This window comes from Sphaerisporangium sp. NPDC049002 (assembly GCF_040649355.1).
Classification (GTDB): Bacteria; Actinomycetota; Actinomycetes; order Streptosporangiales; family Streptosporangiaceae; genus Sphaerisporangium.
Genome location: NZ_JBEZFH010000035.1, coordinates 1 through 25,065, shown reverse-complemented (window position 1 = coordinate 25,065; position 25,065 = coordinate 1). Strand labels below are relative to the sequence as shown.

At 70.3% G+C, this 25,065-nt stretch carries 20 protein-coding genes; 8 read left to right on the top strand and 12 right to left on the bottom strand.

Annotation, left to right across the window (positions count from 1 at the left end; translation table 11 throughout):
* Window positions 1–30: 30 nt before the first annotated feature.
* The 3 genes from AB0B89_RS10450 to AB0B89_RS10440 form a co-directional block, all read right to left on the bottom strand.
* Window positions 31–330, bottom strand: a complete 300-nt coding sequence (locus tag AB0B89_RS10450) for a helix-turn-helix transcriptional regulator (RefSeq protein WP_358550774.1) — start codon at window positions 328–330, stop codon at window positions 31–33.
* Window positions 331–335: 5 nt separating this feature from the next.
* Complete coding sequence (locus AB0B89_RS10445) at window positions 336–665, bottom strand: type II toxin-antitoxin system RelE/ParE family toxin (RefSeq protein WP_358550772.1); 330 nt, start codon at window positions 663–665, stop codon at window positions 336–338.
* 398 nt (window positions 666–1,063) lie between these two features.
* Window positions 1,064–2,536: an NCS2 family permease gene (locus AB0B89_RS10440; RefSeq protein WP_358550770.1), complete on the bottom strand. Its 1,473-nt coding sequence runs from the start codon at window positions 2,534–2,536 to the stop codon at window positions 1,064–1,066.
* 151 nt (window positions 2,537–2,687) lie between these two features.
* Here AB0B89_RS10440 and AB0B89_RS10435 point away from each other — a divergent pair, with 151 nt between their 5' ends.
* Window positions 2,688–2,975: a DUF2530 domain-containing protein gene (locus AB0B89_RS10435; protein ID WP_358550768.1), complete on the top strand. Its 288-nt coding sequence runs from the start codon at window positions 2,688–2,690 to the stop codon at window positions 2,973–2,975.
* Window positions 2,976–3,043: 68 nt separating this feature from the next.
* Here the strand turns inward: AB0B89_RS10435 and AB0B89_RS10430 are convergent, their stop codons facing one another.
* Window positions 3,044–6,085, bottom strand: coding sequence for a hypothetical protein (locus AB0B89_RS10430; protein WP_358550766.1), 3,042 nt, complete (start codon window positions 6,083–6,085; stop codon window positions 3,044–3,046).
* A gap of 137 nt (window positions 6,086–6,222) precedes the next feature.
* Window positions 6,223–7,035: a DUF3027 domain-containing protein gene (locus AB0B89_RS10425; protein ID WP_358550764.1), complete on the bottom strand. Its 813-nt coding sequence runs from the start codon at window positions 7,033–7,035 to the stop codon at window positions 6,223–6,225.
* A gap of 182 nt (window positions 7,036–7,217) precedes the next feature.
* On the opposite strand from AB0B89_RS10425, the gene AB0B89_RS10420 reads away from it, so the two are divergent.
* On the top strand, window positions 7,218–9,047 hold the full coding sequence (locus tag AB0B89_RS10420; protein ID WP_358550762.1) for an MFS transporter: 1,830 nt from the start codon (window positions 7,218–7,220) through the stop codon (window positions 9,045–9,047).
* Between the two features lie 98 nt (window positions 9,048–9,145).
* Here the strand turns inward: AB0B89_RS10420 and AB0B89_RS10415 are convergent, their stop codons facing one another.
* Window positions 9,146–9,544 carry a cold-shock protein gene (locus AB0B89_RS10415; protein WP_358550760.1) on the bottom strand — a complete coding sequence of 133 codons (399 nt, stop codon included), beginning with the start codon at window positions 9,542–9,544 and terminating at the stop codon, window positions 9,146–9,148.
* 92 nt (window positions 9,545–9,636) lie between these two features.
* Complete coding sequence (locus tag AB0B89_RS10410) at window positions 9,637–10,239, bottom strand: HAD hydrolase-like protein (protein WP_358550758.1); 603 nt, start codon at window positions 10,237–10,239, stop codon at window positions 9,637–9,639.
* 117 nt (window positions 10,240–10,356) lie between these two features.
* Between AB0B89_RS10410 and AB0B89_RS10405 the strand changes: the two genes are divergently transcribed.
* Window positions 10,357–11,001, top strand: a complete 645-nt coding sequence (locus tag AB0B89_RS10405; RefSeq protein WP_358550756.1) for a helix-turn-helix domain-containing protein — start codon at window positions 10,357–10,359, stop codon at window positions 10,999–11,001.
* On the opposite strand, the gene AB0B89_RS10400 is transcribed toward AB0B89_RS10405, so the two are convergent.
* A complete protein-coding gene (locus AB0B89_RS10400) occupies window positions 10,949–12,067 on the bottom strand; it encodes a hypothetical protein (RefSeq protein ID WP_358550754.1) in 1,119 nt (372 codons plus the stop codon). The two genes, AB0B89_RS10405 and AB0B89_RS10400, sit on opposite strands and share 53 nt — an antisense overlap.
* 218 nt (window positions 12,068–12,285) lie before the next feature.
* Here AB0B89_RS10400 and AB0B89_RS10395 point away from each other — a divergent pair, with 218 nt between their 5' ends.
* The 4 genes from AB0B89_RS10395 (at window position 12,286) to AB0B89_RS10380 (ending at window position 18,967) form a co-directional block, all read left to right on the top strand.
* Window positions 12,286–14,742: a helicase C-terminal domain-containing protein gene (locus AB0B89_RS10395; RefSeq protein ID WP_358550752.1), complete on the top strand. Its 2,457-nt coding sequence runs from the start codon at window positions 12,286–12,288 to the stop codon at window positions 14,740–14,742.
* Between the two features lie 55 nt (window positions 14,743–14,797).
* On the top strand, window positions 14,798–16,372 hold the full coding sequence (locus AB0B89_RS10390) for an AMP-binding protein (RefSeq protein WP_358550750.1): 1,575 nt from the start codon (window positions 14,798–14,800) through the stop codon (window positions 16,370–16,372).
* A gap of 69 nt (window positions 16,373–16,441) precedes the next feature.
* A complete protein-coding gene (locus AB0B89_RS10385) occupies window positions 16,442–17,203 on the top strand; it encodes a hypothetical protein (protein WP_358550748.1) in 762 nt (253 codons plus the stop codon).
* A gap of 117 nt (window positions 17,204–17,320) precedes the next feature.
* The gene (locus AB0B89_RS10380) at window positions 17,321–18,967 is read left to right on the top strand and encodes a DNA repair helicase XPB (protein ID WP_358550746.1); all 1,647 of its coding nucleotides are present in this window, start codon (window positions 17,321–17,323) and stop codon (window positions 18,965–18,967) included.
* A gap of 237 nt (window positions 18,968–19,204) precedes the next feature.
* On the opposite strand, the gene AB0B89_RS10375 is transcribed toward AB0B89_RS10380, so the two are convergent.
* A complete protein-coding gene (locus AB0B89_RS10375) occupies window positions 19,205–19,498 on the bottom strand; it encodes a hypothetical protein (protein ID WP_358550744.1) in 294 nt (97 codons plus the stop codon).
* A 219-nt stretch (window positions 19,499–19,717) separates the two neighbouring features.
* Between AB0B89_RS10375 and AB0B89_RS10370 the strand changes: the two genes are divergently transcribed.
* Window positions 19,718–21,823: an AAA family ATPase gene (locus AB0B89_RS10370; protein ID WP_358550742.1), complete on the top strand. Its 2,106-nt coding sequence runs from the start codon at window positions 19,718–19,720 to the stop codon at window positions 21,821–21,823.
* Window positions 21,824–22,046: 223 nt separating this feature from the next.
* Here AB0B89_RS10370 and AB0B89_RS10365 read toward each other — a convergent pair whose 3' ends face one another.
* The 3 genes from AB0B89_RS10365 to AB0B89_RS10355 form a co-directional block, all read right to left on the bottom strand.
* Window positions 22,047–22,472, bottom strand: a complete 426-nt coding sequence (locus tag AB0B89_RS10365) for an ATP-binding protein (protein WP_358550740.1) — start codon at window positions 22,470–22,472, stop codon at window positions 22,047–22,049.
* 297 nt (window positions 22,473–22,769) lie between these two features.
* Window positions 22,770–23,294 (bottom strand): NUDIX hydrolase, encoded by a 525-nt coding sequence (locus tag AB0B89_RS10360; RefSeq protein WP_358550738.1) that lies wholly within the window; start codon window positions 23,292–23,294, stop codon window positions 22,770–22,772.
* 41 nt (window positions 23,295–23,335) lie between these two features.
* Entirely contained in the window at window positions 23,336–24,682 is a 1,347-nt protein-coding gene (locus AB0B89_RS10355; protein ID WP_358550736.1) for a transcriptional regulator, read from the bottom strand.
* Window positions 24,683–25,065: the final 383 nt, after the last annotated feature.

Genomic DNA, 25,065 nt, shown 5'->3' with positions numbered 1-25,065 from the left:
TCCAAGGGCTCGCCGGTCTCGACCGGCTGATCAACTCGCCTGGCGCTGCGGCTCGAATTGGACGTTGAGCCGCATCTCCAGCGCCTCTGCCAGGCGTTCGAGCATCGGGATAGTGGGCATGGTGCCACCCGCCTCGAACCGTGCGACCGCCGGCTGCTTGAGTCCTGTGCGCCGGGCGAGCTCCGCCTGGGTCAGTCCCAGTTCCTCACGGCGTAGCCGGACAGCTTCCCCCAACTCGAAGCGAATCCGGGCAGACTCGTAAGCGACCCCCGCACCGGGCCGGTTCATGATCTCGGTTCGCTTGTCGGCCCACGCCTTGCGCTCGCCCATCTCGCTCACTCCGCATCTGCCGTGTGCGCCTCTGCGACGCATCGCCGCATGGCCCGCCACGCCCTCTCGATCTCGGCAGTCTCACGCATCCGTTGCTTCCGGAACACCGTCAGCAGGATGATCCGCCTACCGGATGCGATCCAATAACTGATGCGGACCGCCTCTCGGTCAAGATGGAACCGGAGCTCCCGAAGCTTGCCGCGGAGTTGCCTGGTATACGGCTCGTCGAGCAGAACACCACGCTCGGCCAGTAGATCGACATAGAACACTGCCGTCTCCTGGCCTGCTTGATCGAGCGTGTCGAACCACTCGTCCACCTCGGGTTCCAGCTCCACCTCTCCCCAATTCATAACACGGACGTTATATGAGGTACAAGTGCCACGCCCCCTGATGACAAAGCTGGCACTCCGTCTGGCGAGAGCGCCGAGAGAAGGCTGCTCGATGCGACCCGCCCGGCGACGGCCACCGTAGTGATCCGAAAGCGAAGATGGCACGACTCGACTCGTCGACCATCAACGCGTCGGCAGGGCCGAAGGCTCTTGAGAACGGAGCCCGAGCGAAGCGAGGACCGTGTCAGGCTGGGCAGGACCTTCTCTTTCCGCACGTAGAGCGCCGGTGAACCGATCGGCTCGAACGAGCCACTGAACAGGAGACCGCCACTAAGCCCACTTTCATGGGCCGCGTAGCGGTCTCCCACGCGGAACCCTCGCGAAGACCAGGGAAGACCAGTCGATCAGCCCAGGCCGAGAAGGATCTTGATTGGGCCGATCGCGAAGTAGACGACGAAGAGGGCCGTCACCACCCAGAGCAGGGGGTGGACCTCGCGGGCCTTGCCCTTCACCAGCTTGATGAGGACGTACGTGATGAAGCCCGCACCGATGCCGTTCGAGATTGAGTAGGTGAAGGGCATCAGGACGATCGTGAGAAAGGCGGGGATGGCGATCTCGTAGTCGTTGAAGTCGATCTCCCCGATGGCGGTCATCATCAGGAAGCCGACCACCACCAGGGCGGGCGCCGCGGCCTCGTAGGGGACGATGTCGACCAGCGGCGACAGGAAGACCGCCAGCAGGAAGAGGATTCCGGTGACCACGCTGGCGAAGCCCGTACGGGCGCCCTCGCCGACGCCGGCCGCCGACTCGATGTAGGTGGTGTTCGACGAGGTCGAGGCCGCGCCGCCGGCCACCGCCGCGAGGGAGTCGACCAGCAGGATCTCCCGCGTGCGGGGCAGCGTGCCGTCCTCGGCCACCAGACCCGCCTGGCGACCGACGCCCACGATCGTGCCCATCGTGTCGAAGAAGTCCGTGATGAGCAGGGTGAACACCAGCAGCACGGCCAGCACCACGCTGACCTTGCTGAACGAGCCGAACAGGCTGAACTGGCCGATCAGGCTGAGGTCGGGTGACCCGACGATCTTCTCGGGGAACACCGGGACGACGAGGCTCCAGCCCAGCGGATTCTTGCCCCCGTTGGACGGGCCGACCTTGGCGACCGCCTCGACGATGATCGCCAGGATGGTCGTGCCGACGATGCCGAGGAGGATCGCCCCCTTGACCTTGCGGGCGACCAGCAGCACGGTGAGCAGCAGGCCGATCACGAAGACGAAGATGGGCCAGCTGGTCAGCGCACCGCCGATGCCGAGTTCGAGTGGCGTCCCCGCGGCCTTGCGGACGAATCCGGAGTCGACGAAGCCGATCAACGCGATGAACAGGCCGATGCCCACGCTGATCGCGGTCTTCAACTGGCTCGGAATCGCGTGGAACACGGCCGTGCGGAACCCCGTCAGCACGAGGATGGTGATGACGATGCCTTCCAGCACGATCAGCCCCATCGCGTCTTCCCACGACATGCTGGACGCGATGCCGAAGGCCACGAAGGCGTTCAGGCCGAGGCCCGCCGCCAGGGCGAAGGGCACCCTGGCGACGACGCCCATGAGGATCGTCAGGATCCCCGCCGTCAGCGCGGTCGCCGCGGCGATCATGGCGTAGTTGGGGGCGCTTCCGTCCCCGAGGTACTGGCCGTCCGCGTCCTTGACGCCGCCCATGATCAGCGGGTTCAGGACGACGATGTACGCCATCGTGAAGAAGGTGGCCAGTCCGCCACGGATTTCACGGTTGAGCGTCGACTGGCGCTCGGAGATGTGGAAAAAGCGGTCGAGCCAGCCGAGAAGACCCGTCGGCTGGGACACGGGGGCAGTTATCTCGCTCACGCGGGCAGAGTGACAGGCGACATTACAGTCGGGAAGTCCCCTGAGGCGCTCGTGGTCCGAATGAGACCAACTTGTGTACGGTTCGGATCCTGCGGCGGGTTATCCGACCCGGGCAGCAATGTCAGGACCGTTCTCGCCTAGGCTGGAGTGCGTGAACGAGTCGCGCCCCCCGGATCCCGCCCCGTTGGAGACCAACGACACCGCGACCATTCTCGCGGGCACGGGCCTGTGGGTGGTCGCGCTGATCGTGCTCCTGATCATGAACCCCTCGCCCGACCACCGCTGGTGGATCTGGACCTGCGTGGCCGGCATCGGGTTCGGGCTCTTCGGCTGCTGGTTCGTACGGCGGCGTGACCGGCGCGGCGACGGCCCATCGGGCACCGGCGACCAGAAGGACGAGCCGGTCCCGGGCCGCGTGAACGGCCGCGCCTCGTCGTGAATGACCGCTCCACGCCGTGAACGCCCCGCGGCACAGACGGCCCCGTGCCGCGGGTCAGTGATCAGCCGTCAGCTGTCGAGGTCGGCCTCGGCCAGGAGCAGGGGTACGGCTTCCGGGTCGCGCAGCAGGGCGGCGACCGCGAGCCGGTCTCCCCACTGGCCGCTCGCCCAGGCGAGGCCCCTGGCCAGCCCTTCCACCCCACTGGCGTGGACGGCTCCCTCGAAGAAGCGCCACGGCACCTTGACGCCGTCGACCTCCAGATCGGCGTGCTCGACGTAGCTCGCCGGAGCCGAAGGCAGCAGTGAGCGCACCTGGGCGGGCACCTGCCGCTCCTGCCCGGACGAGGTGACGTCCCCGGTGACCTCCTCGCCGATGACCGGCAGGTCGAGGAGCTCCGACAGCGCCTCCGCGAGGTCGAAGGGCGCGAGCACGAGCGGGCGCGAGGCGACCAGAGGCAGCAGGTCGGGCGCCTCGACCACGACCGGCCCGCCCGTGGCGACCAGGCCCTCGGCCAGGGCGTGGCCGTTGCCGCCGATGGGGTGGCCGTCGTCGGCGTCCGCGACGACGATCTCGCCGTTCAGCACCGCCCGTACGGCCGTGGGGGGCGCGACGCGCGAGGGCTCGACGGCGGCCAGCGCGATCCACAGCGCCCGTAGCTGGGCCCGGTCGACCTCCAGCGAGGGGTCGGCCAGCAGTTCGAGCAGCTCATCGGGCCCGCCGTGCGAGGCGAGCAGGTCGGCGAGCGTCGTGCGCACGCCGATCATCGCGAGCGCCGTCTCGTCCACGCCCTGCGGCGCGTCGCCGTAGAGGCCGTACAGCAGGGGGTCGCCCGTGGCCAGGCGCAGGGCCGTCGGGCGCCTGCCGTCGAGCACGGGGTGGTGCGACAGCCACCAGGAGGTGTACGACGGAGCCTCGGCGATCTCGCCGTTGACCAGCGCGCGGAGCGGCTGGAGCGCGGCGCGCAGCGGCGGCCGGGACAGCAGCGCCAGCGCGTGCGGCCAGTCGGCGACGTACTCCAGGTCGCGGATCGCGGTGAACTCCCGCGCCACCGGAGGCACGTCGGCCTCGGGCAGCACGTCGAGCACGGCTTCGAGCCACTCGTCCTCGGCGTCGAGGTCGTGGTCGCACTCGTCGGGGTCGAGCAGCACGTCGGAGTCGTTGACCACGGCGAAGCCGTCGAGCACGCCCGCGGCCGACAGGACGCGCGAGCCGTACCGCTCGACCAGGTCGGGGGCGGCGACGCCGAACGGCACGTCCTGGTCGATCAGCTTGGCCAGCGAGCCCTCCCCCAGCAGCAGCTCGCCCGCGGGGTACAGCTCGCCGTCGGCTCCGCGCAGCGCCAGCGCCGACAGCCACGGAGCCTCCCCCGCCGTCAGCCCCGCCGCGTCGACCAGCGCCAGGACGGCCTGCGCCACCGGCTCAGGGTCGGCGCTGTCGAGCGACTCGGACACCGTCGCGCGCGTGAGCGGGTCCTCAAGGACGCTCCTCGGGCTGGCCTCCGCCGCGCCCAGCCGGAGCAGGAGCGGGTGGGCGGCCTCCGGGTGCACGACGCGCAGCCCGAGCGGACCGAGCAGCGCCGGATCGAGGGACGAGCCGTCCGTGAGCAGCAGCGTGCCGCGCGGGCCCCGTACGAGACGGCCGTCGGCCAGCGGGACCGGCACGGCGCCGAGTGCCTCGCGGTCGTCACCGGGCACCACGTCGTACAGCGCGTGCCACCAGGCGGCGGACCTGTCGTCGACGGCGTCGCCCGAGAGCATGTCGACGACGTCGGACAGCTCCACCCGCGTGACCCCGAGGGTGGTGAGGGCGGGATGCCTCGACGCCCACCCGGCCGGCAGCAGGCCGGGCACCACGTCGGCGATCATGGCGAGGAACTCGGCCGGGCCCGCCACTACGGAGGCCTCACGTCCGGAGACGACGAACGATCCCCCGGCGTCCGCGTCACGGGAGCCGTCGGGAACGTCGGCGGGCGGGGAGATCGCGGGCAGCAGAGGCGTGTCGGGAAGGCGGCGCAGGATCGCCCGCCGGATGGCCGCGTCCAGCTCGCCCTTGCCCATCAGGCCCGGTACCAGGTCGAGCAGGCGGGGAGTCTTCGGCAGCGACTTCAGAAGATCGAGGTAGGTCTCGGCGGCCCGCTCGATCAGGAAGTCGGCCAGCGGCCCCGAGGCCACGTGCCGCCGGTCGGTCGCCAGAGGGAAGCTCGCGATGAGCAGGGCGGGCAGGTCGAGCGGCTCGTCGCTCGGCGTCGGCGCGTGCACGACGGGGGCGACGTCCTTGGGCAGTCGTCCGTGGTCGGCGGGCACGGCCCAGCGGACCAGCCAGTATGGCCGGTTGCGCTCCTCGGTGGGCCGGTCGGCGAACAGCTCGGCCACCTGCTCGGCCGTGAAGGTCCCGGACTCCTCCCTCACCTGCCAGTCGCCGGCCATGACCGTGCGGATCTCGCCGTCGATCTCGATCTCGATCGTGGTTAGCGCGGGCATGGCCAGGGGCAGCGCCGGGCCCGTCTCGTCGAGCATCTGCCGTACGGCCTGCTCGACGGCCTTGTCACGCAGCGGCAGGCGCACGACGGTGTCGAAGCCGCCGGGCACCTCGACCGGCCCGGCCTCGAAAGGCAGGCGCAGCAGCGGCACATGCCCGCCACGGGTGGCGAGCTCCGCGGCCAGCGCGGGCTCCGCGGCGACGAGCGCGGCGGTCTCCGACCGCGACCAGCGGACGGCCCCGGTCGCGCGCGAGGCGATCAGCGGCTCGTCGCAGACGGAGACCACGGCCGCGAAGCCCACGCCGAACCGGCCGATCGAGCCGACCTCGTCGCGCTTGCCCGACACGCGGAGCGTGGCGAGCCCCTCGACGCCGGTCGCGTCCAACGGGGCGCCGGTGTTGGCGGCGCTCAGGACGCCGTTCTCCAAGGTGAGCCGGAGCCGTCCGGGGACGCCGGTACGTAGGGCCGCGTCGGCGGCGTTCTGCGCCAGCTCGACGATCAGCCGATCGCGGTACCCGCCGAGGGCGAAGTCCTCCTCGGCGTTGGCGTCCTCACGGAACCGCGCGGGCGAGGCCGTCCAGGCGGCGAGGACGGTGCCGCGCATGCGTTCGGTGCCAAAGATGTCAGTCACCAGTCATGTCCCAAGGGTGGAGGAGGTGGGCCGGGCTTTCCATACCAAAGGTTCGCAAAGCTTCTGCGCCCGGAAAGCATCTCCGGTCCCCGAGCCCCACGGGAGCCTTCGGCCGTAAAACTCGGAGAGAACTGGACTCAGGAATGGCCGAACGGCTCGGAGACCTCGTCGTCGACGGACCCGACGGCCGGGGTGCCCTCTTCCATCAGGTCGTAGCCGAGGTCGTCGAGGATGGGCGTCGCCTGCTCGACGCCGGCCGGCGTCACCACGGCCGCCTCAGAGTGGGCGCCGCAGCCGTGGTCGGCGGCCACGACCTTGCCGTCGTCGGGGGCGTACTCGTTGGCGCAGACGCCGAAGCCGAGGCGGAGGGCGCCGGCGAGCGGCCAGTAGAAACCGCAGGTGGAGCACTGCGCGGGGGCGGCGTGGGCGAGCGGGGTGTGGGGGCCGGAGTCGCCCGCGTGCCAGCGGTGGACGGCCCGGTCGCGCCCGATCGCCGAGAGGACCCGCGCCCGGCCGAGGCCGTACTCGAAGATCATCTGACGGTCGGAGTCGTCGTCGGTCTCGGTGAACCCGGGGGCCAGGCGGTCGTCGTCGTCGGAGGTCGGCAGCAGGTCGCCGACGCCGAGGTCGCCGGGGAGCAGGCGCTCGCTCCACGGCACCCACGCCGGGGGAAGGAGCGCGCCGCCGCCCGGCAGCAGCACGGTCTCGCTCACGGTGACGTTGCGGGCCCGGGAGGCGCGGGTCACGGTGATGGCCCAGCGCCACCCTCGGTAGGCGCGGTCGAGACAGGCGAAGTAGTGCGTGACGACCCGCTCGGCCTCGCTCTCGAAGCCGAGATGCTCGCCCACCTCGCCGGGTCGGGCGATCTCCTCGGCGGCGGCCCGGGCCGGCTCCACAGCGGCGGCGCAGGCCTGGTCGACGGCAAAGGTGCGGGAACGAGTGCGGCTCACACGTCAATTCTCACCCATGCTACGAGCGGACATCACTCGTATGGGTCGGGTAAGACTGTAAACCAAAGCCCCGCACGGGATTCTGGAGATCCATCACCAAGAACGAACATGATCGAGGGCATCGAGGGAGGAAGCGTGGGACGCCTGGCCACCGGTTCCGGTGACCCGCCCGCGCGCGCGTGATGGCGGGCGCCTGGGACAGAGCCCGGCATTCGCTGTCGCGTGCCGGCAAGGCCGCCGCCGCCGCGAGCCGCGGCACGGTCCGCGTCGGCCGTACGGCCGCGAAGAGGACGGCCGGCGCCGGGCGCACGGCCGCGAGGGGGACGGTACGCGCGGGCCGGGGCATCGGCCACGCCAGCCGCAAACTCACCCACGCGCAGGGCGCCGACCGCACCGGTCTCGGCCGCCTCATCGAGCTGACGGCCGCCCACGGCGCCGGGGACGCGCTCATCACCGTCAGCCTGGCGGGCACCCTGCTCTTCGGCCTGCCGGTGGACCAGGCGCGCGGCCAGGTGGCCCTCTACCTGCTGATCACGATGGTGCCCTTCACCGTCGTGGCCCCCTTCGTCGGGCCGGTGCTCGACCGGTTCCGGTCGGGACGCCGCTACATCATGGCGGGCACCCTGTTCGCTCGGGGGCTGCTCTGCTGGGCCATGGCGGCGGCGATCGGCCCGGCCGACGGGCTCACGCTCTTCCCGGCCGCCCTGGCCGTGCTCGTGCTGTCGAAGGCGTACAACGTCTCGCGGGCGGCGACCATGCCGAGCGTCCTGCCCGCCGACATCACGCTGGTGACCGCGAACGCCCGGGTGGCACTCTTTTCGCTGGTGTCCGCGGGGCTGGCCGCCCCGGTCGCCGTCGGCCTGACCGCGTGGCTGGGGGCCGACTGGGTGCTGCGCGGCACCATGGTGATCTTCCTGTCGGCGGGCGTGGTCGCCGTACGGCTGCCGCGCCACGTCGACGCGCCCGACCTGGACTTCGACGACGACGGGGAAGCGGACGATGCGAGGCCTCGCTGGCGCACCCTTCTGAACGTGGGCCCGGTGGTCGCCGAGGCCATGCGGGCGAACGCCGCGATCCGGCTGCTGTCGGGGTTCCTGGTGTTCTTCCTGCTCTTCCTCGTGCAGGACGGGCACCTTCGCGGCAGCGGCATCCCCGAGCAGATCGTGATCGCGATCCTCGCGGGCGGCGCCGGAGCGGGCGGCCTGATCGGAGCGGTGGTCGCCTCGTGGGTACGGGGCCACTCCCCGCAGGTCATCGTGCTGGTCTCGCTGGCGCTCGCCACGGCGACCGCGACGGTCAGCGCGTTCTTCTTCTCGCTGTGGACGGCCGTCGTGGTCGCCCTGGTCGCGGGGTTCGCGCAGGAGGTCGGCAAGCTGGCGCTGGACGCGATCGTCCAGCGGGAGATCGGCGAGGAGGTGCGCTCCTCGACCTTCGGCGTTGTGGAGGCGCTGCTGCAGATCGCCTGGGTGGGCGGTGGCCTCGCCGGACTGCTGCTGTCCCTGCTGAACGGCCGCTCCGCGGGGCCGATCGGGCTGGCCGTGGTCGCGGTGGGGCTCGTCGCCGCGCTGGCCTGGCTTCTCGTCGCCCGCCACCGCCGGCTGCGCGCCCGCTCCGAACGCATCCGCGCCGCGCGGACCTCGGGGCCGTCGGCCAAAGGACCGTCTGCCTCGGGGCCGTCCGCCTCAGGACCCTCCGCCTCGGGGCCGTCCGCCTCAGGACCCTCCGCCTGGGGACCCTCCGCCTCTGAACCGTCCGCCTCGGCGCGGCCCGCTTCGTGGTCGTCCGCCGGGCCGTCGGGCACGGCCGCGCCGAAGCCGTTCACCGACGTCCACAGGACGCCCGTACCGCGCGAGGACGGCCCGTACCGCGAGAACTCCCCGCAGCGCGCGGACAGCCCGCACCGCGAGGGCACCACGCCCCGCGAGGACTCCTCGTACACCGAACGCCTCAGGCCCGAGGCCGCGAGGCCCCGGCCGGACTCGACCAAGCCTCTGACCAACCCGCACGGCTGATCCCGGAGCCCGGCTCTCCACCGGCCGGGACAAGCCGTATGGCGGCCCGGCAGGGCTTCGGGGAAGGGGGCTCCGGGAAAGGACCCGGGGAGGGGCGGTCAGGCGTCTATGTCGTCGGCGACGGCTCTCAGCACGGTCGCGATCTTCTTCGCGTGGGCGGCATCCGGGTGCTTGCCCCGCTGGTAGGAGTTGGAGACGTCGTCAAGCAGCTTGATCAGGTCCTCGACGATGACGACCAGCTCGTCGGGCTTCTTGCGCTTGCCCTTCGGCTTCACCGTCTTGGCGAGCGTCGGCGGCTGCTCCAGCACGTGCACAGAAAGCGCCTGCTGGCCACGGCGGCCTTCGGCCACACCGAACTCGACCTTCTGACCTGGCTTGAGCGCCTCCACGCCCTTGGGAAGCGCTGAGGAGTGCACGAAGACCTCACCGCCGTCGTCGCGGGTGAGGAAACCGAAGCCCTTGTCAGCGTCGTACCACTTGACCTTGCCAGTAGGCACAGGGGTGACCTCGTTCAGACTGTCATGAATGGTAATGGATAGAGGTTATGCCCACCCGGGGCATCACATGACCGTCGAAACGGCCCGATTTCCTAGACGCGCCAAGCTTCGTACCACCCTGCGAACCCCGTCAGATCCGGCAGGACGAAGTCGGCTCCGTGATCGCGCAGAGCCTCCTCGGTGTACGGACCGGTCGCCACGGTGACGCTCACCGCGCGCCCGGCCCTCGCGGCCTCGATATCGCCCACGTGATCTCCAACGTAGACGGCCGCCCCGAAGTTCGCGATGGCGGCGCCCTTCGCCGCCCCGAACACCGAACCGACGACCTCGTCGACGTCCAGGCCGAGGAACTCGACGGTCTGGCGGGCCGTGTCACCGTGCTTGCCGGTGACGACGATCACCCGCCCGCCGTGGCGGCGCACCTCGGCCACGGCCTCCATCGCTCCGGCCATGAGCGTGGTCATCGGGACGGCGGTGCCGGGATAGAGGGAGCGGTAGAGGGCGGCGGCGCCCGGGATCTCCTCGGGTGGAAGCCAGTAGGTCAGCTCATGCTCCAGAGGCGGGCCGAGCCGGCCGATCACGACGGCACTGTCGATCTCCACGCCGAGGCGGCGCGCCACCTCGTCGTAGACCGCCGCGATCCCCGCCCGGGTGTCCGCGAGCGTCAGATCAAGATCAAAACCTACCGAATACACCCTTGAAGGATGCCAAACCCCGGAGGGTCACGCGTACTCCTGCCGGTTATGGCACCCTTGGCGGCGAGAAAGGGCTTACTTATCGACGCGCGTCCCCGCGCCGGAAAGCGGGCGTTCATGACGAGATCGACGCGCGAACGGATCATCGGCGAGTCCCTGAGACTGTTCGCCGAACGGGGCTATTCGGCCACCTCGGTCGCCGAGATCGAGGCCGCCGCCGGGCTGTCGCCGGGAGCGGGCGGGCTCTACCGGCACTTCAAGTCCAAGTACGAGGTCCTCGCCGCCGCGATGAACGAGCACGCGACCCGCACACGCGCGCAGATCGCCGAGGAACTGGACGAGCTGAACGCCATCGGCGCGTCGGTCCCCGTCGAGGAGCGTCTCGCCCGCCTGTGCAGGGCGGGTCTCGCGAAGGCCCACGAGGAGAGCGAGCTGACCCGGGTCTTCTTCCGCGACCTGAGCCAGTTCCCCGAGCTGGTCGCCACCGTCCGCGAGGGACTGCTCCAACCCATGTTCGACGCGGTCACGACCTGGTTCCGCGCGCAGCCGGAGTACGCCGGAGCCGATCTCGACTGGGCCGCCATCGGCGCGGTGCTGGGCGGAGCGGTGGTCCACTACCAGCTGTTCCAGGAGACCGTCGGGGAGCCTCCTGGCCGGGCCGAGCGCGACAGGTTCGTGGCGTCCTGGGTGCGGTTGTCGACGGGCCTGCTCAGCGCACCGTCCCGAGCGGCTGCCGCCGGGGTGGCGGAGGTGGCGGGTTGAGCAGGCGGTAGGCCAGCCACATCACCCCGCCCACCGCTCCGAGCATGAACATCAGCCCGCTGACGTGCCAGAACGAGTCGACGAACGCCTGAAGCCCCACGGTGGGCTCCTCGGATGACCGCAGGGCGCCGAGCAGCAGGCCTCCGGCCAGATAGGCGGCGACCGGCGCCACCAGCCCGGTCAGGCGGTCCTTGAAGATCCAGCCCTCGCTCGCCAGCACCGTCAGCGCGCCCGCCGCCCACACCAGCACCGGGAACGGGAAGATCGCCACGTACGGCAGGGGGAACGGGATCAGCAGGCCGGCGAGGATGAGCAGGGCCATCCCGATCACCTCGCGGCGGTCGTTGCGCAGGATGGTGCCGATGTCACGCCCGTCGCTGGAAGTGGCGTTCACCCGGCCGCGCAGGCGTGCCGCCAGCGGGGTCCGTACGGCATCGGGAGGGGGGCCGAAGGAACCCCCGCGGGGCGCGGGAACGGCGCCGCGCGGCACCGGCCTCGCGGGCCTTGCGGGCCCTGCGGGCCTTGCGGGCCTGGGCGGCCGTGGCGGCTGGGCCGGGATGACCGCGGTCGCGTCGTCGGCCACGGCGGGGAAGACCTCCGTGGCCGAGTCGCCGAAGTCGTCCGCCGCCTTTGGACGGACGGCGGGCGGGCCCCCGGCCGAGCCGTTCTCAGCCGGACGCGACGCGCGGAAAGCCGGAGAGGACGCGGAAGACGCGGAGGACGGAGAGGACGCTGAGGACGCGGAGCCAGGCGCCGGACGTGACGCGCGGAGGGCCGGAGAGGACGGGGAGCCGGGCGCGGGGGACTCGCGGGAACGGCGCGCGGCCTCCTGCTCGCCTGCGGCCAGCCGCTGGATCTCCCGCTGGAGCAGCACCCCCGGATCGCCGAACCGGGCGATCACCTTGCGGACGGTCGCGAGATCGGCGCTGCCGCGACGCTCCTCCTCGATGCGGGTGCGGAGCCGCCCGACGAAATCGAGGCGCTGGTCGGTGCGCAGCACGCCGTGGGCGGCGTCCGCCACCTTGCTCACGTACTCCAGGACGAGCTGGTCGGCGCGCTCGATCACGCTCGCCATACTGCCCCAGCCCACCGGCCCGCGCGCCCTTTCGGCGAAATGGCTATCCGCCGGCCGGTGACGCTACCCGTTTCCGGTGGAATGACGGAAGTGCCGGTGATCGGGCAACTGGCGTGCGATGGCCCGTGGGCTCCTACGATGGAGGGGACGGTTCCACGGCGTGGGACGCGCATGCGGCGAACGGTGGACAGGGGGTTCGGTGGAGCGTGATGAACACCGAGTTCGCTGAGTGGCTGCGCGGCCTGGCCGACGACCGGCTGCGCGCCCTGGTGGCCGCCCGCCCCGAGCTCATCACCCCCGTTCCCGCGCACCTCGAAGGTCTCGTGATCCGGGCCACCAGCCCCTCGGCGACCGGCAGGGCGCTCGACCGGCTCAACCGCTTCGCCCTCGCGGTGGTCGAGACGCTCCTCGTCACGACCAGCGAGGAGGGGCCGGGGCAGGCTTACAAGGATCTCCGCGACACCGTGGCCAGGTCCGTTTCCCCCGAGGACGCCGCGCGCCTCGACGAGCCGCTGCGCGAGGCGATCGACCTGCTCCAGATGATGGCGCTGGTGTACGGCCCCGAAAGCGGGCTGCGGCTCGCCCCCGGCGTCCGCGACGTGTCCGAGACGCCCGCCGGGCTCGGACCGCCGGCCGCCGAGGCCTTCCGGCACCACCCGTCCGAGCGCGTGGAGGAGCTGATCCGGGCCGTCCGGGGCGGGCGGGCCGTCCAAGGCGGTCGGGCCGTCCGGGGGGAGGCGGTGCCCGAGCGCCTCGCCGCCCTGCTGGCCGGGGAAGGCGTCGTCGAACGCCTGCTGGAGGACGTCGCCCCCCAGGCGCGGGCCGCCCTTGAGGAGCTGGCCTGGGGCCCGCCCACCGGCCGCCTCCCCAACGCCCGGCGCGAGGTGAGCGTGGCCACCGCCCAGTCGCCCATCGAGCAGTTGCTCGCCCGTGGCCTGCTGGCCGCCACGGGCGACGAGAGCGTCGTGCTGCCCCGCGAGGTGGCGCTGGCCCTGCGGGGCGGCCGGGTGCATCGCGACCTGCGTCCCGAAGCGCCGCCGCTCGACGGGGCCGCGCGCGACCAGGCCCTGGCCGACCGTACGGCCGCGGGGCAGGCGTTCACCTTCGTCCGCACGGTCGAGGAGCTTTGCGAGCACTGGAGCGTCGACCCTCCGGGCACCCTGCGCGCCGGCGGGCTGTCGGTGCGCGACTGGAAGAAGGCCGCGCAGCTCCTCGACCTGCCCGAGTGGACCACCGCCCTGGTCGTCGAGGTGGTCCACGCCGCGGGTCTCATCGCGTCGAGCGCGCCCGTGGACGGCGAGTGGCTTCCCACCACGGCCTACGACGGCTGGCGCGTCAAGGCCACCGAGGACCGCTGGGAGGCGCTCGCGGCGGCCTGGCTGACCAGCGACCGCGTGCCCGGCCTCGTCGGCGAGCGGGACGACCGCGACCGCCTGATGAACGTCCTGCATCCCGAGCTGCGTCGTCCGGCCGCGCCCGAGGTCCGCCTGCGGACGCTGCGCGTGCTGGCCTCGGCGGGCCCCGGCCTGGCCCCGTCCGCGGAGTCGGTGCGCGAGCGGCTGGCCTTCGAGCAGCCCCGCCGCCGCGGCACCTACCGCGACCAGTTGGTCGGCTACACGCTGCGCGAGGCCGAGCAGCTCGGCCTCACCGGGCTCGGCGCCATGTCGGTCTTCGGCCGCGGACTGCTCCCCGGGGCGGCCCGCGAGGCGGAGGCCGCCAAGAGCTCCACCAGGGCGAGGGCCCTCGCGCCGGCCACCCCCGCCGAGCTGCTGGCGCCGCTGCTGCCCGAGCCCGTCGACCACGTGGTGCTCCAGGCCGACCTCACCGCCGTCGCCCCCGGCCCGCTGACCAGCGAGCTCGGACGCTGGCTGTCGCTCGCCGCCGACATCGAGTCCAAGGGCGGCGCGACCGTCTACCGGTTCGGCGACGGCTCGATCAGGCGTGCGCTGGACGCCGGATCCAGCGCCGACGAGCTGGTCGCCATGCTGGAGAAGCACTCGACCACCTCGGTCCCCCAGCCGCTGCGTTACCTGGTGACCGACGTGGCCCGCAGGCACGGCCGCCTCCGGGTGGGCACCGCCAGCGCCTACGTGCGCTGCGACGACCCTTCCGTGCTCGACGAGGTCATGGCCGACAAGCGGGCGGTCCCGCTACGCCTGCGGCGGCTCGCGCCCACCGTCGTGGCCTCACGGAGCTCCCGCGCGCTGGTGGTCGACTCGCTGCGCGCCATCGGCTACTCCCCCGTGGCCGAGTCGTCCGATGGCGACGTCGTGGTGACCCGGGCCGACGCGCGGCGTACCGAACGGCCTCCCACCGTACGGCCGGCGATCAGCTCGTCCGGTCCGGACGCCGATCTGGTGGCGGCGGCCGTACGGGCCATCAGGGCCGGGGACGAGGCCCACCTGGCGCGCCGTCATCCGGTCGCGGCGCCCGACGGGCAGGTGCCGCGCTCGCCCTCGACGAGCACGATCGTGGCGCTGCAGGACGCCATCCGGCAGGGGTCTCGCGTCTGGATCGGCTACCTCGACTCGCAGGGCCACGCCACCAGCCGCATCCTTGAGCCCGCCCGCATGGAGGGCGGCTATCTCACCGCCTACGACGAGACCCGCGCCGCTATACACCGCTTCGCGCTCCACCGCATCACCGGCGTCGCGGACGTCAACTGACCGGACTCCCGCCACCATAAGGGTTGACGGCCCTCATATGCCGCATCAGGTTGGCGTGCGAGGGCGTGAATCCCTGTGGGAGAAGGTGAGCATGATGGGCACGGAGCGGACGCTTGGCCGGTTGGCGGAGGAGTCGTGGAACAAGCTCGGAGACTTCGACGCGCTCCACTTCGAGGGGTCCTGGCACCGCGGCCACGATCTGGCGCAGCGCACGAGGCATGTCACCGGCGGGCTGAAGGCGCTCGGCGTGGAGCCTGGTGACCGCGTCGTCGTGATGATGGTGAACTGCCCCGAGGTCCAGATCGCCTACCAGGCGTTGTGGGCGGCGGGCGCGGTGGTGACCCCCGTCCTGTTCCTGGTCGCGGCCGAGGAGCTGCGGCACATCATCACCGACAGCGAGCCGCGCGCCCTCATCGTCTCCGCCGAGTTACTCCCCGCCGCGCTGACGGCGACGGACGGCCTCGACGTCGCGGTGGTCGTGGCCGGCGAGATCCCCGAAGGCGCCCCGCAGGGTGGGACACAGCGCGTCAGCGGCTTCGCGGAGCTGGAGGAGGCGCCCGAGGCGGGGGCCGCGGGCCGGGACGAGGACGACCTCGCCGCCCTGATGTACACCGGCGGCACGACGGGCCGCGCCAAGGGCGTCATGCTCAGCCACGGGGGCCTGTGGCACGTCTCCAAGGCCGCGCACGACCTCACCCACCGTCCCGGTGTCGACCGGGCCATCGTCCCGGTGCCGCTCTCGCACTCGTACGGCCTGATCATCACGATCGCCGCGATGCACGCTCCCGAGCCCCCGCACACGGTGCTCATGCGGTGGTTCGACCCGAAGGCGTTCCTGCGGCTCGCCGCCGGGCACCGCGTGCAGTACGGCGCGGTGGTGCCGACCATGCTCCAGGAGCTGCTGACGGAGCCGCTTGAGGCCACCCCGCTACCCGACCTGCAGTATCTGACGTGCGGCGCGGCGCCGCTTGGGCGCGAGGTGCTCACCGGCTTCGAGCGGCGGGTGCCCGGCGTGCGGATCATCGAGGGGTACGGCCTGACGGAGACGAGCGCGGTGACCACGTTCAACCCGCTGGACCGCAGGAAGACCGGGAGCGCCGGGCTGCCCCTGCCCGGATACACGATCACGATCAGGGACGAGGACGGCGAGCCGGTGGAGCCCGGGGACATCGGCGAGATCTGCGTCCGGGGAGACGCGATCATGCGGGGCTACTGGCGGTCTCCTGACGAGAGCGGGCACGCCCTGTTGGACGGCGAGCTGCGCACCGGAGACATCGGGTGCACCGACGACGACGGCTACCTCTACGTCGTCGACCGCAAGAAGGACCTCATCATCAGGGGCGGCTTCAACGTCTTCCCGCGCGACGTCGAGGACGCGCTGAACAGGCACCCCGACGTCGCGATGTCGGGGGTGGTGGGCCGTCCCGACCCGAGGCTCGGCGAGGAGGTCGTCGCCTTCGTCCAGCTGAACCCGGGGGGCGCGGCCACGGCCGAGAGCCTGATGGAGTGGGCCAGGGAACGGGTCGGCCGGGTGAGGTATCCCCGCGAGCTGCACTTCGTGGACACGATCCCGCTGACCAGCGTGATGAAGCTCGACAGGAAGGTGCTGCGGTCCCAGTTCGACCGATAAGCGGCGCGGCGGCCGTCCGCGACGTGGTAAGTGTTGATCCGCCTGGAAAGCCACAGAAGTGAGACGATCGTGAGCAGCGGCCCTCCCGAGTCCTCCGGCCACAATCCCAAGGACTGGCAAAGTCCCTACGGATCGCAAGGAGGGCACGACGCCTACGGCGCCCAGCCGGCGCACGGCGATGCCTACGCCGGCCCCGCCCGCAATACGCCGTACGGCGACCAGCCGCCCCGTGACCAGCCGTACGGGCAGCCTGGATACGACCAGTACGGTTCACCCTACGACGCACCGGCCCAACCCTCCTACGACCAGCAGCCCTACGACGCGCCCGCCCAGCCTCCATACGACCAGCCGGCATACGACCAGCCGGGCTACGACCAGGGGTACGGCCAACCGGCCTATGGCCAGCCCGGGTACGACCAGCAGGCCTACGGGCAACCCGCCTACGGCCAGCCCGGGTACGACCAACCTGGTTACGGCCAGCCGGGATACGGGCCGCCCGCATACGGCCAGCCTGGATACGGGCAGCCCGGCTACGGTCAGGCGGGGTACGGGCAGCCCGGTTACGGGTACCCGCCGAGGCCCGCGAGCGACGGCCCGCGCAGCCACGCGATCGTCGCCCTCGTCGTCAGCCTCGTGCTGGTGCTGAGCTGCTACGTCTCGCTGGGCGGCATCGCCGGGGCCGTCATCGCCGGCATCGCGCTCAGCAAAGTGGAGTCCGATCCCGCCCGTGCCAGAGGCATGCTCAAATGGACCTGGATCAGCATCGGGATCAACATCGGCCTGCTCGTCCTCGGGATCGTGGCCGTCGTCGTCCTCAGCGCCGCCTCGTAAAGGAGCAGGTCGCGGCGGCAAGCCGCGGGAAAACGGGACTGATCCGGCTCGTTCTCTTGTTGGATAAGCGGACGGGACCGCCAGCACGGTGGCCGTATGCGAACGGGAGAAGAGATCGTGTCTGATGGCCCGCTGATCGTTCAGTCGGACAAGACGCTGCTGCTGGAGGTGGAGCACGCCAGGGCCGACGACTGCCGCAAGGCGATCGCGCCCTTCGCCGAGCTGGAGCGCGCTCCCGAGCACGTCCACACCTACCGGGTGACCCCACTCGCGCTGTGGAACGCCAGGGCCGCCGGGCACGACGCCGAGCAGGTCATCGACGCGCTGATCAGCTTCAGCCGCTATCCCGTGCCCCACGCGCTGCTCGTGGACATCGCCGAGACGATGTCCAGGTACGGCAGGCTCAGGCTGCAGAAGAGCGAGCACCACGGGCTGACGCTGACCAGCACGGACAAGGCCGTCCTTGAGGAGGTGCTCAGGGCCAGGAAGATCCAGCCGATGCTGGGCGAGCGCATCGGCGACGACACGGTGGCCGTACACCCGAGCGAGCGCGGCAACATCAAGCAGGCTCTGCTGAAGCTCGGCTGGCCCGCCGAGGACCTCGCGGGGTACGTCGACGGCGAGCACCACCCGATCACGCTGGCCGAGGACACCTGGAAGCTGCGGCCCTACCAGCGCGAGGCGGCCGACTCGTTCTGGCACGGCGGGTCAGGTGTGGTGGTGCTGCCCTGCGGCGCCGGCAAGACGATCGTGGGCGCGGCGGCGATGGCGCACGCGAAGGCGACGACGCTCATCCTGGTCACCAACACGGTCTCCGCCCACCAGTGGAAGCAGGAGTTGCTGAAGCGCACCTCCCTCACCGAGGACGAGATCGGCGAGTACACCGGCACCAAGAAGGAGATCCGCCCGGTCACGATCGCCACCTACCAGGTGATGACGACCCGGCGGCAGGGCGTCTACCGGCACCTGGAGCTCTTCGACGCCCGCGACTGGGGGCTCGTGATCTACGACGAGGTCCACCTGCTGCCCGCGCCGATCTTCCGCATGACCGCCGACCTCCAGGCCAGGCGGCGGGTCGGGCTCACCGCGACGCTCGTACGCGAGGACGGCCGCGAGGGCGACGTCTTCTCCCTCATCGGCCCGAAACGGTACGACGCGCCGTGGAAGGAGATGGAGAACCAGGGCTGGATCGCGCCCGCCGACTGCGTCGAGGTCCGGGTCACCCTCACCGACCAGGAGCGGCTCGCGTACGCGATGGCCGAGTCTGAGGAGCGCTACCGCTTCTGCGCGACGACCCCCTCCAAGACCCGGGTGACCGAGACGCTGGTCAGGCGGCACGCGGGCGAGCAGGTGCTGGTCATCGGGCAGTACATCGACCAGCTCGACGAGCTGGCCGAGCACCTCAACGCGCCCGTCATCAAGGGCGAGACGCGGATCAAGGAGCGCGAGCGGCTGTTCCAGGCCTTCCGCGACAAGGAGATCCAGGTGCTGGTGGTCTCCAAGGTGGCGAACTTCTCCATCGACCTGCCGGAGGCCTCAGTGGCGATCCAGGTGTCGGGGACCTTCGGCTCGCGGCAGGAAGAGGCGCAGAGGCTCGGGCGGGTGCTCCGCCCGAAGGCGGACGGCGGCGGAGCGCGATTCTATTCGGTCGTCAGCAGAGACACGATCGACCAGGATTTCGCGGCGCACCGGCAACGTTTTCTCGCCGAACAGGGTTATGCGTACCAAATCATCGACGCGGACGACGTGCTCGCCAGCGAGTGACTCGTTTCGCTGAGCGGCACGCCGCCGGTCCCCCCAAACCTGTCCCAGGAAAAGCTTCGCCCAGGGGACAGGCATTCAGGTCCACGAAATACCGTCGGTCCTGTACAACCGCATCACCCCCTCGCCTATTGGCTCCCACGGCGCCAACTGCGACATACCCGATGATCTAACTAAATCACAAGGGCTGTCCTGGTTTTTCGCGATTTTGGTATACGCTAACGCAACGTGTTCGTCAGATCACCGACCGACTAACCCGCCGACGTAAAGCACACCCAGCGCGATTAGCCAGGAAGCCGTCGCGATCCCCACAAGCACCAAAGACTTTTCCGGATATCTACGCATTATCGGTGGTAATAGGCCGCCCACCGTGCCGCTCGCGGCCACGAGCGCGAACACCCCCGAGAGCGTGGACACCACCGTCAACCGGTCCATGCACGAGTCGAACGGCTCCCCGTTCCCGCAGAACGCGGCGAACCCCCACCCCGCGAAGACCGACAACGTCCACAGCCCGCCGAGAAGCAGATTGGCCATGGCGGGAATTACCGGAGAGACCGCCAACTGGGTACGCGTCGTCACCCTGACGGCTGTACCCAAAGGCCAAGAGTCGGCAAACTCCGGACAAGCAATACGTCGTACGTCCATCTGGGGACACGCGACATAGGGACGAGCCGACGGACGTGGCGTCAGCATATAGGCTTGCTGGTTCGCTGCCTTTGTCCACCGCCCCCGTCCCCCGAGGAGTCCTTCAGCATGCCCGGACATCAATTGGCCCCTGACATATCCGGAGAGGACCCCGGCACGCCGGAGAACGACCCCTCTCACCTCACGGAAAGCCCCTCAGGCGTCCCTTCCGAAGACCCCGCCGACCCTTCCCAGGTCCTCCAGGCCGAGCGCGCCCACCTGGCCGCGTCCCGCTCCGCGCTCCGCGCGATGCGCGAGCACGCCCAGTCGCTGTCGGCCGACGCGGCAGGTGACTGGGTCTCGCAACAGGTGCTGCAGGGCCTGCTCGACCAGCGTGTGGCGGCGCTCGCCGACCACGCCGACACCCCGCTGTTCTTCGGCCGGCTCGACAGGACCGGCGACGACGATCTCCCCGTCACCATCCACGTCGGACGCCGGCACGTACACGACGACAACAGCCGTCCCCTGGTGATCGACTGGCGCGCCCCGGTGTCCCGGGCGTTCTACCAGGCGCGCCCGTCCGACCCGATGAGCGTGCGGCGTCGCCGGCGTTTCGGGTTCCACGGCGGCGAGCTCACCGCGTACGAAGACGAGCCGCTCGACCAGGGCACGGCGCCCATCCAGGAGTCGAGGATCCTCACCGAGGAGATCGAGCGGCCCCGCACCGGCCCCATGCGCGACATCGTCGCCACGATCCAGCCCGACCAGGACGAGATCGTGCGCGCGGACCTCGGCCAGACCGTCTGCGTCCAGGGCGCCCCCGGCACGGGGAAGACCGCCGTCGGCCTGCACCGGGCCGCCTACCTGCTCTTCACCCACCGCGAGAAGCTGGCGCGGTCGGGCGTGATGATCGTCGGACCGAACCGCGCGTTCCTGTCCTACATCTCCTCGGTGCTGCCGGCCCTCGGCGAGGTCAAGGTCGACCAGACCACCGTCGCGGGCATCGTCGGCGACCACTCGGCCCCCGAGGACGCCGCCGTCGCCACGGTCAAGGGCGACGCCCGGCTGGCGCCGGTCCTCCACAGGGCCCTGTGGATGCACATCAGCAAGCCCGAGGAGGGTCTGCTGATCACCCGCGGCGTGAACCGCTTCCGCGTCCCCGACCACGAGGTCCGCGAGATCGTCGCCTCCCTGCGCGGCACCACCCGGTACGGCCCCGGCCGCGCGGCGCTCGCCCAGCGGCTGGCCCACGCGATCCTCGTCCGCATGGAACAGCGCGGCGACTCCCCCGACGACCGCGTGCAGGACGCGGTCGCCAGGTCCAAGCCCGTCAAGCAGCTCGTCGACCAGGTGTGGCCGCGCGTGCCCCCTCAGCAGGTGCTGTTCCGGCTCCTGTCCGACGCCGACTTCCTCGCCCGCGCCGCCAAGGACGATCTGACCCCCGAGGAGCAGCAGACCCTGCTCTGGGCCAAGCCTCCCCGGTCGTGGAAGTCCGCCAAGTGGTCCGCCGCGGACGCCGCGCTGCTGGACGAGCTGGCCGACTGCGTCGAGCGCACCCCCACGCTCGGGCATGTGGTCGTGGACGAGGCGCAGGACCTGTCCGCCATGCAGCTGCGCGCGCTCGGACGGCGCTGCCGTACCGGCTCGGCGACCGTCCTCGGCGACCTGGCCCAGGGCACCACCCCGTGGTCGGCCCGGTCGTGGGTGGAAGTGCTCGAACATCTCGGCTTCACCGAGGGCGCGGTCACCGAGCTGACGCTGGGCTTCCGCGTCCCGCGCGAGGTGCTCGACTTCGCCGCCCGCCTGCTCCCCTCGGTGGCCCCCACCCTGGCCGCCCCCCGGTCCCTGCGGCCGGGCGCCGGCTCGCTGTCCGTACGGCGCGCGACCGACCTGTCCGCGGCCGTCACGGAGGCCGTGGCCGAGGCGATCGCGCACGAGGGCTCCATCGGCGTGATCGCCGCCGACGCCTCCATCGGAGTGATCGCATCCGCCCTGGCGACGGCGGGCATCCCACACGACGTGCTCGGGCCCGATTCCTCCCCCGAGCAGCGGGTCTCGGTCATCCCCGCGTCGCTGGCCAAGGGCCTGGAGTACGACCACGTGGTCGTCGCGGAACCGGCGGACATCGTCGCCGCCGAGGACCGCGGCCTCGCCCGCCTCTACGTCGTCCTCACCCGCGCCGTCACCTCCCTCAGAGTCCTCCACACCCGCGACCTCCCACCCCAGCTCACTTAACCGCCCCGTCTTCGACGCTCAGCGTGATCAGCCGTGCCCGACAGGCCACACAGCAAGATCGGGCACGGCATGGACTCACAACCTCCATCGCCCACCCGGCACCCAGTGTCGTGGGTACCCAGTGCCACCCACCCAACCGTGGCCCCCAAGGCGGCAAGGCGTCGACACGTCCCCCGCCGCGGGCAGGCCACGGCTGTCGATGCGGAGAGCGGTTGCGCGTCAATCAATCGGTCTCGGTGGCTACGTTGGCCTGAGGTAAATCATCAAGACTCAGACCGATCGAAGCCGCCGGTCCCTGATCATTGCGCTGGCACGGGACCACAGGAGCCTCCTTAACGCCACTGGATCTCGCGTTCCCGGACACGGCGTTCCAACGTGCCCATACCGTCTTGCCGAGCCCGTCCGAGGTTGGTTTGACACCCCAGTCACAGGCGAGGCTAGCGACGATCACCAGTCCACGGCCATGGACGGCGTCGAGGCCGAGGTCGAGGCACCGGGGCTCTCCTGGACCGTGATCGGTGACCCTAATGTAGAGATCACCCGCCGTAGCCCACATCGAGAGCCTGATCGGAGGAGCGCCGTAGGAGATCGCGTTCCCCAGCAGCTCGCTAGTAAGTCTTGGAAATGTACCTCTTCTGTTACAGAACACCTGGTCACGGTGGGGTTGCTGTTCACCTACAGTGCCCCGTCTGCCTGGCCGTCCCGTATGCCGTCATCCCGCCCGTCAGGGAAGCGGGCCAGGGGGCAGGGGTACAGGTGGAGCACCCTACTGTCTGACCGACCTGTGCCCCTGCCCCCTGGTCTGCTTGGCTTTGCCCGGGTGACGGCAGAAGGGACGGACGGGCTTCCACAGCAACCCGCTACGGTCTTTCGGCAACGCGGGTCGCTGCCCCGGAGCCGGATTCCCCCGCCGGAGGCGCCTTGCTTTGGTCTTTGGATGCTGACTCTATGCCTCGGTGAGGATGTAGAGCAGCGCGGCGAGAGTCGTCCCGCTGACGATGTCGCGCTTGTCGATCAATCGCCGTATGTCTGTGAGCGGAACCCACTCGATGCGCTCGGACTCCCATCCCTCGGTGGGCGGACCAAGATGGGTGGCGCTGTCCGCGCGAAAGATGTGGTGCTCGGAGTCAGAAATGCCATTGGTGGGCTGGGTGTAGAGCAGCGGGCGGAGCGGTCCGGGCCGCCACCCGGTCTCTTCCTCGACTTCGCGGGCGGCTGCGGCCATCGGCTCCTCGCCTGGGTCGATCTTGCCGATGGGAATTTCCCACCCCCACGTGTCGGTGATGAACCGATGTCGCCAGATCATCAGCACGCGGTGCTGATCGTCGGTTACCACCGCTCCGGCTCCGGGGGCGGTGCGGATAAGACGATGGTCAAGGTGCCTGCCGTCTGGGAGTTCGACGGCGGCCAACCGGATGTCCAGCCACTGGTCGGTGTAGAGCGGCTCTTCTGAGTTGACCTTCCAACGCATGCGGCGCACTCCCAGCTTGGCGTCTGATCTCGACCCCCACGCTACAAGGGAATAGCGGCCTGCTGCTCCACGCGCGTGAGAAACTCCCGGACAACCCGGCCGTCGTAGGGCCGTAGCGCGTCGGCTACCGTCACCACACGATCGGCCATGACTCCTGATTCCATCCCCACGGCGCGGTCGAGCATTCTCCCTCCGGCGGCAACTGCCTGCTCCAAGTCACCTCGTTCGGCGAGGATAAGAGCAAGCGTCGCCAAACGGTGCGCCTGCCCTCGGAGATGACACTCATCGGCGGAGACTAGAGCCTCCTCCGCGTACTCCTGAGCGGCCTGGAGATCGCCGAGTCGGCGTAGCGCTTCGGCGTGCTGACACTCCAACAGGCCGGGTTGGACGTATCCCGTCTCTGGCGGCTCATCGTCCTGTCGAATCCGTGCAGCCGTCGTCTCTGACATCTTCATGTGCGCATGACAACTAGCCCGGTCCTTCATCCGCGCGTAGGCCTTCGCCTGGAGCGTGTGAAGATCGGTTACCAGAGCAGGGGACAGATGGCCACGAGCCCCCCGTAGCGCCGTCTCGGCGTACTGGATCACGTAGCGGTGCTTCGCGCGGGACATCGCCTGATTGGCCAGCAGGGCAACCACATACCCGCCGAACGCGAGGTTGCCCGATGCCTTCGCCATACGCAGGGCATGAAAGAAGTAGCGCTGGGAGAGTGCTGGTCGGCCGGCGTCATAGGCGCAGATCCCCGCGAGGGCCACCAATCCCCCTGCTGCGCGAAACAGTTCACGCCCGGTCCTATCGTCGTGCCCGCCCTTGAGGAGCGGGGTCACACTGGCATTGAGGAACGCCACCACGCGCGGACGGACGGGTATGCCTCCCACGCGGCGATACATCTGCTCGTAGCGGGTCCGGACATTCTTGAGGACCTGGACGTCTTGCATGCTCACTTGGTGCGGCCCTCGACGGGACACGTCCACTTCGTGTGGGGGGTTCTCCCACTCGAATACGGGTGCGATGGCGGCCGGTCCCTCGATCATCGCGGCATTGGACAAGAACACCCGGTTACTGACATCGCCTCGCCACAACGCGATGGCCTGATCAACTGCCTGTGGAAGTTCCGGGCCTTCCTCGCTCACAGCACTACGGATCATGCCGATGTCAGCGAGGGATAGCGCCCGTCCTACCCTTGCTCCGATGATCTCGCAGATGATCTCGGGCACGTCGCCTCTAGGAACCGCTTTGTCTCTAATCCATCGCGCGACGGCCGAGTGATCGTAGCGAGTGGGGCGTTTGGCGGTTGATGTGCCCTCGTTGATGCGCGCGGCCAGTCCAGCATGAGAGATCCTCGCTTCGGCAAGTAACGAGTCAAGCAAGATGTTCGGTTCGCTCATACATCTCTCCTCGGATGGGCTCGCTGGCCATATGTCGAAGTGTAAGCAGGTCAACGCTTCGTGAGCGGCGTTCTACCCCTACGCAACCATCACGGCCCAATCACTTTCACACGGGGTGTGAAAGCCCTGCCATTCTTCAGCTCGATCACACCCTTATTCCCAAGGTGACCCCACGGTCAACTGGGCTCATGACCTGATCGAGCTTCCTCGATGGGCCACGACGACGATGTCACGGAGGGTGGGTGTATGGCGAGCACGTTGGGTGGCGGCCCGGTTGGCGCTGGCGGGGGGTTTGTTCCGTTGCGTCCCTCGGTCGATACCGGTACGCCGCGTGTGGCGCGGATCTATAACTGTCTGCTGGGTGATGACGGGGATAGCTTCGC

What these genes read in the sequence shown, in the direction of transcription:
- AB0B89_RS10450 (WP_358550774.1), bottom strand. Translation starts at nt 330, where the DNA reads ATGGGCGAGCGCAAGGCGTGGGCCGACAAGCGAACCGAGATCATGAAC.
- AB0B89_RS10420 (WP_358550762.1), top strand. Translation starts at nt 7,218, where the DNA reads ATGGCGGGCGCCTGGGACAGAGCCCGGCATTCGCTGTCGCGTGCCGGC.
- AB0B89_RS10405 (WP_358550756.1), top strand. Translation starts at nt 10,357, where the DNA reads ATGACGAGATCGACGCGCGAACGGATCATCGGCGAGTCCCTGAGACTG.
- AB0B89_RS10395 (WP_358550752.1), top strand. Translation starts at nt 12,286, where the DNA reads ATGAACACCGAGTTCGCTGAGTGGCTGCGCGGCCTGGCCGACGACCGG.
- AB0B89_RS10375 (WP_358550744.1), bottom strand. Translation starts at nt 19,498, where the DNA reads ATGGCCAATCTGCTTCTCGGCGGGCTGTGGACGTTGTCGGTCTTCGCG.
- AB0B89_RS10370 (WP_358550742.1), top strand. Translation starts at nt 19,718, where the DNA reads ATGCCCGGACATCAATTGGCCCCTGACATATCCGGAGAGGACCCCGGC.
- AB0B89_RS10360 (WP_358550738.1), bottom strand. Translation starts at nt 23,294, where the DNA reads ATGCGTTGGAAGGTCAACTCAGAAGAGCCGCTCTACACCGACCAGTGG.
- AB0B89_RS10355 (WP_358550736.1), bottom strand. Translation starts at nt 24,682, where the DNA reads ATGAGCGAACCGAACATCTTGCTTGACTCGTTACTTGCCGAAGCGAGG.